Annotated in this window: 13 protein-coding genes; 6 read left to right on the top strand and 7 right to left on the bottom strand. The window is 49.3% G+C overall.

Going from position 1 to position 15,468, the window contains the following annotated elements; all coding sequences use genetic code 11:
* Positions 1 to 3 precede the first annotated feature (3 nt).
* Genes FCN78_RS00670 through FCN78_RS00700 form a run of 7 tightly spaced genes read right to left on the bottom strand, consistent with a single transcriptional unit; the run spans position 4 to position 7,589 of the window.
* Positions 4 to 1,218 carry a tetratricopeptide repeat protein gene (locus FCN78_RS00670; protein ID WP_069361994.1) on the bottom strand — a complete coding sequence of 405 codons (1,215 nt, stop codon included), beginning with the start codon at positions 1,216 to 1,218 and terminating at the stop codon, positions 4 to 6.
* Between the two features lie 10 nt (positions 1,219 to 1,228).
* The gene (locus tag FCN78_RS00675; protein ID WP_069361945.1) at positions 1,229 to 1,858 is read right to left on the bottom strand and encodes an energy transducer TonB; all 630 of its coding nucleotides are present in this window, start codon (positions 1,856 to 1,858) and stop codon (positions 1,229 to 1,231) included.
* A gap of 3 nt (positions 1,859 to 1,861) precedes the next feature.
* Positions 1,862 to 2,269, bottom strand: coding sequence for an ExbD/TolR family protein (locus tag FCN78_RS00680; protein ID WP_077659121.1), 408 nt, complete (start codon positions 2,267 to 2,269; stop codon positions 1,862 to 1,864).
* A gap of 19 nt (positions 2,270 to 2,288) precedes the next feature.
* Positions 2,289 to 2,819, bottom strand: a complete 531-nt coding sequence (locus tag FCN78_RS00685; RefSeq protein ID WP_069361943.1) for a MotA/TolQ/ExbB proton channel family protein — start codon at positions 2,817 to 2,819, stop codon at positions 2,289 to 2,291.
* 9 nt (positions 2,820 to 2,828) lie between these two features.
* A complete protein-coding gene (locus FCN78_RS00690; RefSeq protein WP_069361942.1) occupies positions 2,829 to 4,181 on the bottom strand; it encodes a MotA/TolQ/ExbB proton channel family protein in 1,353 nt (450 codons plus the stop codon).
* 2 nt (positions 4,182 to 4,183) lie between these two features.
* On the bottom strand, positions 4,184 to 4,945 hold the full coding sequence (locus tag FCN78_RS00695) for a DUF3450 domain-containing protein (protein WP_077659122.1): 762 nt from the start codon (positions 4,943 to 4,945) through the stop codon (positions 4,184 to 4,186).
* Positions 4,946 to 5,003: 58 nt separating this feature from the next.
* A complete protein-coding gene (locus FCN78_RS00700; RefSeq protein ID WP_077659123.1) occupies positions 5,004 to 7,589 on the bottom strand; it encodes a TonB-dependent receptor plug domain-containing protein in 2,586 nt (861 codons plus the stop codon).
* An 818-nt stretch (positions 7,590 to 8,407) separates the two neighbouring features.
* Here FCN78_RS00700 and FCN78_RS00705 point away from each other — a divergent pair.
* The 6 genes from FCN78_RS00705 to FCN78_RS00730 all read left to right on the top strand — a co-directional run bounded on the left by FCN78_RS00705 (position 8,408) and on the right by FCN78_RS00730 (position 15,406).
* Positions 8,408 to 9,433, top strand: coding sequence for an ABC transporter permease subunit (locus FCN78_RS00705; RefSeq protein ID WP_069361939.1), 1,026 nt, complete (start codon positions 8,408 to 8,410; stop codon positions 9,431 to 9,433).
* 1 nt (position 9,434) lies between these two features.
* A complete protein-coding gene (locus tag FCN78_RS00710; RefSeq protein ID WP_077456761.1) occupies positions 9,435 to 10,478 on the top strand; it encodes an ABC transporter permease in 1,044 nt (347 codons plus the stop codon).
* 46 nt (positions 10,479 to 10,524) lie between these two features.
* Positions 10,525 to 12,351 carry an extracellular solute-binding protein gene (locus FCN78_RS00715; RefSeq protein ID WP_077659124.1) on the top strand — a complete coding sequence of 609 codons (1,827 nt, stop codon included), beginning with the start codon at positions 10,525 to 10,527 and terminating at the stop codon, positions 12,349 to 12,351.
* A gap of 8 nt (positions 12,352 to 12,359) precedes the next feature.
* Positions 12,360 to 13,226 carry an ABC transporter ATP-binding protein gene (locus FCN78_RS00720; RefSeq protein ID WP_077659125.1) on the top strand — a complete coding sequence of 289 codons (867 nt, stop codon included), beginning with the start codon at positions 12,360 to 12,362 and terminating at the stop codon, positions 13,224 to 13,226.
* Positions 13,227 to 13,243: 17 nt separating this feature from the next.
* Positions 13,244 to 14,101 (top strand): ABC transporter ATP-binding protein, encoded by an 858-nt coding sequence (locus FCN78_RS00725; protein WP_077659126.1) that lies wholly within the window; start codon positions 13,244 to 13,246, stop codon positions 14,099 to 14,101.
* 288 nt (positions 14,102 to 14,389) lie between these two features.
* Positions 14,390 to 15,406, top strand: coding sequence for a TRAP transporter substrate-binding protein (locus FCN78_RS00730; RefSeq protein WP_077659127.1), 1,017 nt, complete (start codon positions 14,390 to 14,392; stop codon positions 15,404 to 15,406).
* Positions 15,407 to 15,468: the final 62 nt, after the last annotated feature.

Below are 15,468 nucleotides of genomic sequence, written 5' to 3' on the forward strand. Positions count from 1 at the left end.
GATTTAACTGTTACTCAAAAAAGCGATCCATGGCGACGCCATCGGTTTGAGTGACTCAGACTGCGCCGCCTGCTTCATCGCTTTCAGCGCCGCTTGGTTATTCTCAAGCTCAAAATACGCCATGCCTTTTAAGTACTCGAGCTCTGCGCGTACATCTCCAGCGATATCTTGATTGTCGTCCGCAAAGGGAATGACTGCTTGGTACTGTTGGTCTTGTACCATCAGTCGGGCAATCTTTAGTTTGGTTTTTGGATCATTATCTATACGATAAGCCGCACGATACGCCTCGATCGCTTCCGGTAACTCTTTGGCTTGATGCCAATACTGCGCGAGTTTCTTTAAGTGATCATTGGTACGCTCGACAATGCCAGCGTCTAACGCTTGTGCCAGGGTTGTCGCTGCGCGATAAGGAATCGACTGGTAGGCTAAAAAGTCTGTCAGTCTCAACACTTCCTTTTCTTTATCGAGTAACCCCAAGCTATAGGCTGACTCCAAAGCGGCTAGAGCTGCTGCTTCATTGTTCCTTTCCATTTCAATACCGGACAGTTGTTTCCAATATTGCTTTTTCGTCGGGTTGATGGTGGTCAGCGTCGTTAACACTTGTGCCGTGTTCGCCAAATCGTTGGTTTGATAATAGGCCGACATCAGCATCATATACCAAGATTCACTCGGCGTATCACTGAGCGCAATGGCCTGTTTTATCTCGGGAATCGCTTGCTTAAACTGCTCTTGCTGTATGTACGCGCTTGCCAAGGTCATATAACTCATGGCGTCGGGTTTTTCCTCACCCTCAGCGAGTTGTATCTCGAACCACTGACGCATGAGTGAGACCGTTTTACCAAAGTCTTCTTGCACCATATACAACTGCGCCAAGCTATACCGCACTTGCTGCGCGACCGCAACGGGCAAGGCGCCAACTTCTAACGCTTTGGCGAAATAGGTAACCGCTTTGGCATAGTTATCTTCCATAGAATGGATATAGCCGAGTTGTTGTAAAAGTACTGCCTGATCATAATTTTTGTTACCGCGACGCTCGAGTGCCGATGCCAGCTCTTGCTTCGCCTCTTGATACGTCTCGTTAGCAATGTATTTTTGTACTTTGTTCACGGTACGGTAGGTGCGATCGGACAGCTCAGGCGTATCCGCACCATAGCTAGCGCTTGATAAACTGGCGGCAAATAAGGCCAGTGCCAACATCCGTGTCAGTTTTTTTTCCATGATGGCCATCCTAGTTAATTGAAAACTCTATTTCTTGAGAAAGTCGAGCTTTAACGGGGGCGCCGTCCACTACTTTAGGTTTAAAGCGCCATTGCTTAACGGTTTTTTGCGCCGCGCGGCGAAGTCCCATGCGGCGCGGATCTTCTTTGAGCACCGCCACGTTTTCGACGCCGCCTTGCTCATTCACCGTAAACTCAAGCAATACTGTGCCTTTTTCTAGCCCAGCGCGTGCCGCTTTACGTGGCATTTGCGGTAAGAAGGTGGCAAGCGGTGTCGGCCCTTGGTTGCCGCTCACTCCGCCGCCGCCTTGGCTGTAATGCCCCAGCACCGATCCGCCACTGACATTCACGGGTAAATCCAGGTCAGGCATATCTAAATCCACCTGGTCCATTTGCGGCTTCACCGTTGATGTCACTTTCATTTCCGGTGGTGGTGGTGGCTTTTTCGGCGGTTTCGGCTTAGGAAGCTCACGCTTTTTCTCTTTAACCGTTTCTTCGGGTTTGATCCGCACAAATTCGATGATTCGCTGATCGTCATCAGAAGCTAGCTCATGGCGTTCTTTGTTGACAATTTTATCCATGCCCCAAAAAAGCCCCAGCGAGACGAACAGCGCGATCACTATTGACGCCAAATAACGCATACGCTATTCCTTGCTTTTCGCTGCAATCGAGATGCTATCGACGCCGGCCATCTTAATTTGATCCATCACATCGACAACCACACCCGCACTGGCCTCTTGATCGGCTTGGATAACAACCGCGCCCTCTGGGCTCTCCGCTCGTAAACGCTCAATATTGGCGCGTACGGCATCAACATCGACGCGGCGTTTGTCCACCCATACATCGCCAGCAGGACCAACCGCAACCATGATGTTGCCTTTACTGACTGTTTGTGCAGTATTGGCACTGGGTCGATTGACGTCTATCCCCGCCTCTTTCACAAATGAGGTGGTGACGATAAAAAAGATCAGCATGATAAAAACGATATCCAACATGGGAGTCATGTCGATTGCCGCTTCTTCATTGCCTTCATTGCTATAACGTCGTTTCATATCGCTACCTTAAATCCTTTTACGAGGTAACATGCTTAAGCTTATCTTCAAGCTTGCGCGTGGATAATTTGGCGAGGTGATCCAGCCGGGTACTAAAAAACAGCCCTGATAAAGAGGCAACCATGCCCGCAAGTGTCGGGATAGTGGCTTTGGAAATCCCTGAAGCCATTGCTCGTGGGCTGCCTGTGCCTACCACGGCTAACGTATCAAAGACGTGAATCATCCCTACCACGGTGCCAAGTAAGCCCAATAAAGGACACATGGCGATCAGTACTTTGACAATAGGCAGTCCGCGCTTGTTTTCAATATCACGTTGTGAAACTAGCTCCTCACGGATCCGCTTAGACGCCCAGCTTTTATGGTCCTTGCGTTGTTGCCACTGTGTGACGACCGACTTGGCCGCGCGTGGTGCCACAAAAATAAAGTAAAACCAACGCTCCAATAATGCACACCATAGAAAGACACTCAGGATAAATATGGCGACGAGGACATCGCCGCCCATACCGAGAAAGTGTCGAATCGACTCTAGTTCAGAGAGTATCCATTGCATGACATCTCCTTAGCTTTCAGCGGTGTGAAGCTTTTCCTGGTAACGCGCAATAAAGCCAGCGCTTTGCTCTTCAAGCGTTTGAACCAGTCGACGACCTTTGCTGTGGACAAAGGTGTAGAGGAACAACAAAGGAATCGCAACGACAAGGCCAAGCATGGTAGTCACCAAGGCTTCGGAAATGCCGCCAGCCATCAGTTTAGGATCGCCCGTACCAAATAGGGTGATCGCCTGGAAGGTCCCAATCATCCCCATTACTGTACCGAGTAGGCCGAGTAGCGGTGCCACCGATGCAAATAACTTAATCGATCCGATAAAGCGCTCAATTTTCGGTGCATTGCGCATGATGATCTCGTCTAGTTTGGCTTCTAGATCTTCGAGGCTGGCACCTTGGTGCTCTTTATAAGCCGTGATCACTTCACCCAGCGGGTTACTACCAATCGCCTCTTCACTTTTCTTCTGCTTGCGTATTTTGTTACCGATAACCGATAGACGCAGATAGCAGAATAGGGCAATGAGCAGGCCAACGGCACCCATGGCGAGAATGATATAACCGACAATCCCGCCTTGGTCGATACGCTCTTGAACGTTTGGACTTTGCACCAGTAATGACAGAATCACCCCGCGTGATGGGTCGATATGTAAGGGCGCATAGTCACTAGAGGCTGACTCAAAGGCGGCAACATTAGAGAGAATCGAATCGACGGGTTGACGCGCTAATTCTTCAAACTTGCCGGTTTCTGGCTCATAAGTCAGGTATTTACCATTGGCAATGGCATTAAACTCACCAATCAGAGTGACATCATCTTGGGCTTCGCTGCCTTCGCCGTACACCACAGTGGCCGGTACGGTCGAGGTGTCACCTGAGACGATCATTTGCTCCATAATGATCTGCCAAAACTGCTCGAGCTCGGTAATCGACGGCAGCTCTTTACTTTCAGCGAGTTTGGTTAGCAGTGCTTCCCGCTCAGGAAATTGCACCGCATTTTGAGAGGCGCTGAACAAGCCGTTAAATTCGCCGGAGAACTGGCGAACGACGCCAAACATCTCACCTAGCGATCCTGAGCGTTGGCGCAGGGTCTCACTAAGCTCAGTGAGGGTTTTATCATTACTATCAAAGGTCGCTTTGAGATCTTCACCTCGCTGCGATTCGAAGGCGAGCTCCTCTTTAGCTTTGGCCAATAGCGCCGCTTGGTTTTCTTTATCGGCTAAAAACGCGGCTTCACGTTCGCGGTTTTGTTGCGATTCGGTAACGCGCTCGCTTTTAATTTGGTTGAGTAGCTCATCCAAGGTATTGGCTTGCACGTGGCTTAGCGATAATGTGACCGCGGCAATCCCTGCAAATAGATACTTGATTCCTTTCATGGTTACTTCTCCCCTGTAAAGACAGGCAACTCGATCAATGCGGGTGGCGCTTGTTTTTTCGCAATCCGCAGCCCTTGCGTAATTGCATCACTGTAGCCTTCGGGTAAGGCTTCCCATTGATTGGTTTGCTTATTCCACATGCCGGTTTCGGCGCCATCGGGCGATTGGAAGAAAAGTGCCGTTCGACCTATGCGAAGAAAATCATAGGTTTTAGTGTCACCATTACGTGCCATACTGGCTTTGTAGGCCTCAATGTTACGTGAGAAGCCTTCTTCAATTTGGTAAGCCTCGAGCACGCGACGGAACTTCTCTGATGTGGTGACATCCGCGCGATCCATCATCTCGCGGAGGCTGGCAATCCGTTTTTCCCGTTCGTCTAATTGGAAAGGTAAATCGAGCTGCACAAACTGATCGAGTGAATCAATCATCTTGAGTGTCAGCGGCACGATTTCCATCGCGGTTTGATCAATTTGTTCAATTTGCTTTTCCAGTGATGCGAGCTCTTTATTTTGCGAGTTCACCATTCGTTCAAGCTGGTTGTTATACACACGCATGCTATCGAGCTGACGCAGTACGGCTTTGTACTCGGCCAGCATGCTGTCGGTTTGTTCGCTGTATTGATCAATTTTTTGTTGCGATGCTTGCCCTGCGTTATTTTTACTTTCTACCGCTGACACCACGTCATCGGTAGAGGTAGCCATCGCAAACGAGCTCGTCAGCAACAGAGAACTGACAATGGCGTTACTTAATCCCTTACGTACCATATCCGTTACCTGTTAATTGTGGAGAAATAAGGCGCGGCTAGGCCGCGCCAGGTTTGAGTTAGAAGTTATATTCGGCTTCAACGTAGAGCTGACGTCCCAGAGGGCTGTCATAGTCATTGGCATAGAATGGTGATGTATCACTCAGCGGATCTGCTGGTGGTTGTTTATCAAACATATTGATAGCTCCCAAAGTGACTTTACCTTGCTCATTGAAGGCGTAAGTTGCCGTCAAGTTCCAAGTTGTCATGCTCGATACTTTGGTTTGCTGTCCAGCATCTTTAGCGTCTTGGCAGGTATCGAAATAGTATCGATTGGCATAGCTCGTACACATACTATCGCGGTATTTACCAAAGACATTGACGCTGTAATCGCCCATGACCCAGCCAAGGTTTAGTGTGGCTGTATACTCAGGTAAGAAGTCGGTTTCATCGATGAGCGGTTCACCATCGTTCTCGCGGTATTCAGCGTCAATGATCTTAGTCACTGACAGTTTAGGGCTGAAGGTACCGTAATTTTGAGTATCGTGAGAATAAGAGACTGATAGGTCGATACCTGAGCGCAATTCGGACGCTTGGTTGACCGGACCATAAATCACATTATCGATCTCGCCATCACTGTTGCGCTTCACTTCCGCACCGGCATATTTACTTGGCTCATTGATTACATCTTGATAGCTTGGTGCTGTGACCACGTTTTCCATCTTGATGCGATACCAGTCTAGTGTCAGACCGAGATCTTCAACAGGCTCCCACACCAGGCCCAAGTTAATATTGGTGCTTTCTTCTTCTTCAAGCTCTTTGTTTGGCCCAGAAGTGACATCGAAGTTTTGGGTATCACACTCAGGGATTGAGTCGCTATCCTGTGGGCCGTTGCCCCCAGCATTCTCACATAACACAGGGTCAAAGCCGCTACCAAATGCCTTGGTCTCATCGCCGAACAGGCGTTTCAGATCGGGGGCACGGAACCCAAGTCCGTAACTACCACGCAATAGCAAGGTATCGGTAGGACGATAAGCTAGAGAGGCTTTTGGCGTAAAGGCCCCACCGGTTGCCGAATCGTCAAAATAGTGGTCATAGCGACCCGCGAGTGTCATTTCAAGGTTTTCAATTATAGGAACTAAGGCTTCAACGCCCAAGCCGATCTGATCTCGGTCGCCACCACCTGATGAACCGCCTAAACCTTCAAAACGGCCGTTTTTGGTATTTTCATCGATGGTTTCGAGATAATCAGTTCGGTTCCACTCGCCGTATACCGAGAAGCTCGATATGCCCGCGGGAAGTTCAATTAAATCGCCACCCAATGAGGAGTTCACTGAATAAAGCTTAGTGCGTGCGTTTTTGGTCGATTTTCCCTTGTATTTTTCTACGGTCTCAGGAGAAAGACGAGCAAGGAGATCGATTTCGTCGTTTTTCACCGCATCGCCGATACTGGCAAAAATGGCTGGATTATCCGTTTCAACTTTCTGCTCTGAGTAGCTTGCATAAGCATCCCAGCTATAGTCGCTCATGTAGCCATCGAGCCCGACGGTGACACCATAAGAGCGCGATTCTGTGTTGCTCTCACGATTGCCAAATTCGACCATGCGTCGAGTATAGGTACCTTCTCCACGGCTGTGACTCGCATCGGTTTCGACTTTTAATGCGCCAGGCTCAAACGTGGAGTTGGTTTCTTTGTGGTTAAAGCGTGCTTCCGCAGTGGCCATCAAATCAGGGGAAATATCAAACTCACCGCGAAGCATTAGATCAGCTTGCTTGTTTTCAGGCTTTAAGGTCCGACGTGACGATCGGTTAAAACCACATTTTCCATCCGCACGCGCGACGCCGTCCCCCTCGAGAAAATCTTTACAGTTTTCACTCGGTAAGATGATATTGTCGCTCGCATCCACGAAGCTTGCCCCGTAGCTCGAGTAACCACTCAAGGCTGAGCGTGCTGAGTTATCGTCACCAGCCCAGCTTTTGTCTTTTTGCTTGAGAATATCGTTGCCAGCAAATTGGCCAACGAAGAACACACGTTTTGAATCGAAGTCTTTACCGGCGACCACATCGAGACGATCTGCTGAATACCCCCCGCTGGTTGTTTGACCATGGCGACCTTTAACAGAAACACCGTCAAAGCCTTTTTTCATGATGAAGTTGACTACCCCACCAATGGCGTCTGAACCATAAACGGCTGACCCTGAATCTGTGAGTACCTCAACACGCTCAATGGCAGCAACGGGGATCTGGCCAATATCTTGGAAGTTTGTTGAGCCATTTTGTGCTAGTGGGTATTGAGGTAGGCGACGACCGTCAATCAAAATAAGTGTGCGCGATGCCCCAAGGCCACGTAGGTTCACTGACTGTGCGGCTGGGGTGAAACTAAAAGAGTTCGTTTGCGACAGGTTACCGCCGGTATTTTGAGTTAAGCTGTTGAGAATGTCTTGCGCACTGTTAAAGCCTTTGGCTCGAATATCCTCACTGCTGACTACAGTAATGGGACTTGGCCCTTCCACTTCAGCACGTGATATACGTGAACCGGTCACTTTCAGCTTCTGCAACTCTTGGGCTTGTTCTTGAGACTCTTCCGCGATAGCGGTTGAGGCGAATGTGACTGATCCCACTGCGAGACCAATGGCAACAGACAGTGCCGTTGTTCTTGTCTTCATCCTTGATTGCTCCCTGTCATTTGACTATTTCTCCAGCGCGTATTTTCAGTACTGCTCTTATCCCTGAGCGCGCATGACAACCAGATATACCGAATGTTTCGTCTAAGCGTCAAACAAGTGACAGCGACACCCTCTATCCGCGCTGTCATGGTTTATTTCGCTTATTTTGGTGGTTTGTTTTGATGTGCAGCGCATAAGCATGTCTATATAACTGGTCTTTTACTTATTGTTAGAGAATTGTTTCATGTGAGGCAGGGTTAGCGTGCTTGGTTGTGCGGTAAGTGGATATGCTGGTAATAGATGAATGTAAAGAATATACAACTATTTAACATGGTTTCGTTTCTCGTCGCATAATTTACCTAATGTGTGCATCGGTAATAGTGGCGTTCAAGCGTTCAACGGAAAAGCAGTTAGTCCAGTTTTAAACTGACATGCGTTAACAAAAAATGACATTTATTTGACAATTGTGTTTGTAGCGTCTATGGAAATTTATGCACTTTTTTTGCTTAAGCGTCTAGAGCAAATGCTCAATTGATAGGTTTGTCATATTCTGTAATTTTACTGTCATGTGAATGAATGTTGTTTTTTTTATTTTGTAAGTGGCTGGTATCGAAAGAGAAAAAAAATCAGGTCTCATGGACATGGACCGTTGATCGTGGTGATAAATCAAGATAAATATAGGAGCCTTAAGTATCGTGTGTCATGAGGGGAAAGCCCCACGGTGCCTAGGATGGCACTGACAACTCGATACCATAGACTAATAAAGCGGCTCGTTTAGATGTCGTTGAGTCTAGACAGTCAACAGGGAGTAGTGGACTATGCTGTCGTACTTTTTACGCCGGTTACTGTTGGTGATACCGACATTTCTCGGCATTACCATTTTGATTTTCGGTATTACTCGCCTAGTACCGGGTGGGCCAGTTGAGCGAATGATGACCCAAATGCAAGCACAAGGTGATGCTGGGTCGAGCTTGCAACGTGCTGGTGACAGCTCGGCGTTATCGGACGATCAGATTGCTGAACTCAAGGCATTTTACGGCCTCGATAAACCCGTTCTAGAAGCCTATGTCGATTGGCTGGGCAAACTGGCCAACTTCGATTTGGGTGAGTCGACTCGCTATTACGAGCCGGTCGCAGATATGATTGCCGAGCGCCTGCCGGTGTCGCTGTTTTACGGCGGCATGACCTTCTTTATCAGTTATTTTATCTCCCTCCCGCTTGGCTATTACAAGGCCCTCAAGCACGGCTCGGTGTTTGATTCCTCCTCCTCGGTGCTGATCTTTATCGGGTTTGCCTTACCCGGCTATGTGGTCGGGGTATTGCTGATCACCTTGTTTAGCTATCACCTCGAATGGTTCCCGATGGGGGGCTTTGTGGGCGATGCTTACTACGACGCGACCAGTTTTTGGGAACGCGCCAAAGATGTGATGTGGCATGCGGTACTGCCGCTGATTTGTTATCTGATTGGTGATTTTGCCACCCTGACCATGACGATGAAAAACAACCTGATGGAAAACCTCTCAGCGGATTATATCCGCACGGCGATTGCCAAAGGGTTACCGTTCCGCTCGGCGGTGCGCAAACATGCACTGCGCAACAGCTTGATCCCGATTGCTAGCCATTTTGGCAACTCGTTGCTGTTCTTTATGACCGGTGCATTTTTGATTGAGGTGATTTTTAACATCAACGGCATTGGTTTGCTCGGCTATGAATCAATTATGGAGCGCGACTATCCGGTAGTGATGGGGATTGTTGCCATCAATGCGCTATTACTGTTGGCGGGCAACATTATCTCCGATATCTGTGTTGCCTTGATTGACCCTCGCGTGAAGTTTGGATCTTGATATGTTGACGATTAGCCCTTTAACTCAAAAGAAAATCCGCAGTTTTAAGCAAATTAAACGCGGTTATTGGTCGTTTATCATCTTGACCACCATGTTGGTGTTATCGCTGTTTGCCGAGCTGTTAATCAATAGTAAAGCGTTAATGGTCAAATACGACGGCAACTATTACTTTCCTGTTATTAGCGATGTGTACTTGGCGCGCGACTTTGGTCAAGTGGGCACCAGCGAAGCCAACTATCGTCAACTTGCCAAAGCCTTCGAGGCACAAGGTGGTGATAACTATGTGGTCATGCCACTGGTGCCGTGGAACCCGCTCGAGCAGGACTTTAGTGGCGACTTTCCGCCCACAGCGCCAAGTGCCGCAGACAAGCATTACCTCGGTACCGATGATATTGGCCGCGATATTCTCGCCCGCCTGGTATACGGCTTTCGTATTGCTATGGGCTTTGCGTTACTGACCATGGCGGCGTCTTATGCGATTGGCACCGCCGTGGGCTGTGCGATGGGATTTTGGGGCGGCAAGTTTGATCTGTTTTTCCAACGCTTTATCGAAGTTTGGTCGATGGTGCCGTTTTTGTACGTCATCATGATTCTAGTCTCGATTCTCCAACCCACTTTTACCTTGTTCGTCGCGATTAATGTGCTATTTGGCTGGATGGCGATTACCTGGTATATGCGCACTATGACGTACAAAGAATCAGCGCGTGATTATGTGATGGCGGCGCGTGCATTGGGTGCCTCTACTAGCCGGATCTTATTCCGGCATATTTTGCCCAACACCATGGTGATGATTGTGACTTTGGCGCCCTTTACCATCGCCCTCAATATTACCGCGTTAACGGCGCTGGATTATCTTGGCCTAGGGCTGATGCCACCGACGCCAAGTTGGGGCGAGCTGTTACAGCAAGGTAAATCAAATTTGGACGCGCCATGGATTGTTGCCTCTGTAGTATCGTCCCTGGTGGTGGTGTTGGTGATGGTGACCTTCATTGGAGAAGCGGTACGCGCCGCGTTTGATCCGAAAAAATTCACCCGTTATGACTGATTTTAAATACAACAAGCAATGTGTGCATCAAGATAAGGACATCAAGATGAAAAAACTGATCCTTGCTACTTCCGTCTCCCTGTTTAGCCTCAGCGGCTGGGCGGCGGAGTTGCCTGAGAACCTCAATTGGCAAACCAACTGGGATGCGCCTAAAATCGGCTCTCCCGACGCCAAGCGCGGCGGTACCTTGCGTACCCACTTGCAGAGTTTTCCGCAGACATTACGCACCGTGGGGCCGGATTCTAACTCGGGCCTGCGCAGTTACTTTCTTGATGAAATGCCCTCACTGGTAAAGCGCCACCCAGATACACTGGCATGGATCCCGGATTTGGCCAACGAGTGGGCCTATGGCGACGATAATAAAACCATTTATTTTAAGCTCAACCCTGAGGCAACCTGGTCGGATGGCGAGCCAATGACCGCCGATGATTTTGTCTTTATGTTGCAGTTTTATCGCTCCAAAGACATTGTTGCCCCTTGGTACAACGACTATTACACCAACACCATCGCTAGCGTAGAGAAAATCGACGACCATACTGTAGCCATATCGACTGCAACAGAAAAAAACCAAGAAGAATTGATGTATACCTTGGGAAGTTTGGTCCCGCGTCCCGCGCATTTTTACGCCAATCCGCGCAAAGATGAAAACCAAGACGGCATTGCTGACGACTATGTGCGCCGCTATAACTTTAAGGTCGAGCCCACCGTGGGGCCCTATGAGCTGGGCCGTGTACAAAAAGGACGCCGACTCACCTTTAATCATGTCGATGATTGGTGGGGCTATACCAACCCCTATTACCAAAATCGCTACAATGTTGAGCGTATTCGAATGCGCGTGATCCGCGATAACGACATTGCCATGAAGCATTTTGAAAAGGGGAATTTGGATGTGTTCGATTTGGTTCTTCCTGATATCTGGCATGAAAAAACCCAATCTGAACCCTATAAAAAAGGCTATATCACCAAGTTCTGGGGGTATAACGAAGTGCCGGTTGGCGCGGGCGGTTTGTGGATGAACTCGGCCATGCCAATGCTGGATGATATCAATGTGCGCAAAGGGATTCTCTATGCTACCGATTTTGACGGCATGATTGAAAAAATCACCCGTGGCGATTACTCGCGTAAACCGCATGCAATGGGCTTTGGTCATGGTGAATACGACAATGACGGTGCGACGCCGCCACCGTTTGATCCTAAAAAAGCGATCCGCTATTTCGAACAAGCCGGCTTTGACCAGGTTGGCGCCGATGGTATTCGCGTCAATGACAAAGGCGAGCGTTTAAGCTTCGCGATTACTTATGGGTATCAGCAGCACACACCACGCATTGCTTACTTAAAAGAGCAGGCTAAGCAAGCAGGACTGGAATTTACTATTAACTTGGTCGATGGCTCATCGGCGTTTAAATACGTACTCGAGAAAAAGCATCAGTTGGCGTTTCTTAATATGGGTACCTCGGAAATTCCGGCCTATTGGGAGTACTTCCACTCGGATAACGCTAATAAAACGCAAACAAACAACCACTCTAACTACAGCTCACCGGCATTGGATAAGCTGATCATGGCCTATAAAAGCGAGTTTGATACGGCGAAAAAGTATCAGCTGTCGCATCAAATCCGCGCCAAAATTTCAGAGGCCAGTGTGATTGTACCTGGTTACATGGTGCCGTATGTGCGTCAAGGTTTTTGGCGTTATGTGCAAATCCCAGATAACGCGATGACCAAGCGCACCGAAAACATGGTCACCAGCGGCCGCGTGATGGGCTTTGGCACCTTCTGGATCGATGAAGAGATGAAAGACGCCACCGAAGAGGCGATGGAGGACGATAAAGCCTTTGAGCCGGTGACCATCATTGATGACAGATACAAGCTGTAGAGGCGCTTATGACCCAGGATGTCATTCTTTCGGTTAAGGATTTGACCGTTAATTTTACCACTGACGATGGCCCCCGTGAGGTACTTCACGGGGTGAGCTTTGAAGTAAAAGCCGGGCGCACGCTCGGCTTGGTGGGCGAGTCGGGCAGTGGCAAAAGTGTCACGGCAATGTCGATCATGGGCTTGCTCCCTAAGCCTTACGGACAGGTGACCGGCGGCGAGATTCTGTATCGCGGGACAGACTTGGTGACCTTGCCCGCCAAAGAGCGCTATGCAATGCGCGGTAATCGGATCTCGATTATCTTTCAAGACCCAATGACGGCGCTGAACCCTGTGCATACCATTGGTCGGCAAATCAATGAAGTCTTGATGTTGCACCGCCCGGAGCTGGATAAAAAAGCCCGGTATGCCTTCGCATTGGATATGATGAACAAGGTAAAAATCCCACTGCCTGAAAAGCGTCTCAATGAGTATCCGCACAACCTGTCTGGTGGGATGCGCCAACGGGTAATGATCGCCATGGCACTGGCCTGCAAGCCTGATATCTTGATTTGTGATGAGCCAACCACCGCCTTGGATGTGACGGTACAGGCCTCGATTTTGGACTTGATTAACGAGCTGCAAGAAGAAACCGGCATGGCGGTAATTTTTATCACCCACGATCTGGGGGTGGTCGCCGAGGTGTGTGACGATGTGGCGGTGATGTATGACGGGCAAATTCGTGAACGGGCAGATATTTTTACCTTATTTGACAACCCTGCCCATCCATATACCAAGCGTTTGCTGGGGTTAATGCCGGGGCGTACCCACCAACCCAAGCAGATGATTGATATTCGCCCGTTGGAAGAGTTTGATGCCGCGCCATCATCCCCGTAGTTGCAGGAGAACGCGAGATGAGCAAGGAAGTCCTCAGAGTAGAAAATCTGAAGCAGTATTTTGTCTCGGGCAAAGGCCTGCTTCGTCAAGGTTATACCATTAAAGCGGTCGATGGCGTATCGCTGTCGGTATCCCAAGGTGAAACCCTCGGGCTGGTGGGCGAGTCGGGGTGTGGCAAAAGCACCCTGGGCCGTACCATGCTTAAACTGTTTGAGCCTACCGAAGGGAAGATCTTTTTTGAAGGTAAAGACATCACCCAGTTGTCGCCACGTCAGATGCGGCCACTGCGTAAAGATATGCAGATTGTCTTTCAAGACCCGCTCGAATCGCTAAACCAGCGTCATAACATCGGCGGGATCTTAGAAGAGCCCTTTATCATTCACAATATTGGCACCGCGAAAGAGCGCCGCCAATGGGTACTTGAGCTATTAGACAAAGTCGGCTTGCCCCATGATGCGGTTAACCGCTACCCGCATGAGTTTTCGGGCGGTCAGCGCCAGCGGATTGGTATTGCCCGGGCGATCGCCCTTAAACCGAAACTGCTGATTTGTGACGAGTCGGTCTCCGCCTTGGATGTGTCGGTGCAGGCACAAATTCTTAATCTGTTGCTGAAACTCCAGCAAGAGATGAACTTGGCGATGATTTTTATCTCGCACGACTTATCGGTGGTTCGTCATATCTCCGATAAGGTGGCGGTGATGTATTTTGGTCATGTGGTGGAAGAAGGGCCGACCGAAACCGTCTACCATCAGCCGCAGCACGAGTACACGCAAAAGTTACTCTCTGCCATTCCGATCACCCACCCAAAATACCGCAAACACAAGCGCCGCGCCGAGCAACCGGTGGCCGAAAAAAAGCCTGAGACTATCGGCTAAGTGTCGCCCTACCCAATTTCAGGGTGGGGCTCCTTTCATGTCTAATGATTTGATGAGAGCCAAGTAAACGGTGAGCCCATCATGTGGCTTGCCTCACATTTCCCTTCTTCCCATTATCGCTTATGACAAGCTCGTCAATAACTGTGAGTGCGATCTCTGTTCATGTATTAGTGTTACCGGTAACTTTACGGCGTAGAAGGTTGGTAACATAACAATTACATCCAGCGTTTCGACCACTCGCATTCCAGCTTGATGGAATAAATGGAAATAAAACAAGGACATCCTACTATGAAAGCAATAACGAAAACCCTGCTCGCTGCCTCTCTCTCTGGCTTGTTCTCTATGTCAGCGATGGCGGCAGATTTTAATCTGAAAATCCAATCGTCTGATCCCTCGGGCGATCTCAACTTTAAGGTTCAGCAGCGCTGGGCTGACCGTGTTGAGACCATGTCTGATGGCCAAATTAATATCGATTTACTGCCTGTTGGCTCTGTGGTGAAACACACCGAGACGCTCGGGGCGATAAAAATGGGGATCCTGGACGGCCATGTCACTGCCACGGGCTACTTTTCCGGCAAAGATCCGGCCTTTGGCTTGATTGGTAACATGGTCGGTGCCTGGTCCGATACCACCCAGCTGCTGCAATACATGAATTACGGTGGTGGGAATGAGCTGATGACTGAGCTTTACGCCCCGTATGGTGTGCAGTTTGTAGGCGCGTCGACCACAGGCGTTGAGTCGTTTATTTCCAAAAAACCGATTGATGGCGTGGCTGATCTGAAAGGACTCAAGCTGCGTGCCCCAGAAGGCTTGGTGCAGCAAGTGTTTGCCGCCGCCGGTGCTACACCGGTTAACTTGCCGGGCTCGGAAGTGTTTACCGGTCTGAGCAAAGGGGTAATTGATGCGGCCGATTACACCGTGTTTTCCACCAACCAAAAAGCGGGGATGAATGACATTGCACCGCACCCAGTGCAGCCAGGCTTCCACTCTTTGCCACTGATTGACATCTCTATCGCGCAGAAAAAATGGGACAAGATGCCGGAAGACTTGCAGACCATTTTGAAAACCTCTGTTCGTGACTTTTCTTACGACATGACCACCCAGCTGAAAATGGCGGATATGGCGGCGGTGAAAGAGGCCAAAGCCAACCCAGAGATCACTATCCACGATTGGTCTGACGAAGAGCGTAAGAAGTTTCGTGAAATCGCCAAAACCCAATGGAAGGTGTTTGCCGAGCGCTCACCCAATGCACAAAAAGTGTATGACTCAGTCACTGATTTCTTAGAAACCAATGGCTTGTTGTAAGCCTTAACCCTTGTCTTGCCAGTGATAGGAGGGCGTTGCCCTCCTGATTGTGGACCCATTTT

It is taken from the genome of Salinivibrio kushneri, assembly GCF_005280275.1.
Taxonomy (GTDB): Bacteria; Pseudomonadota; Gammaproteobacteria; order Enterobacterales; family Vibrionaceae; genus Salinivibrio; species Salinivibrio kushneri.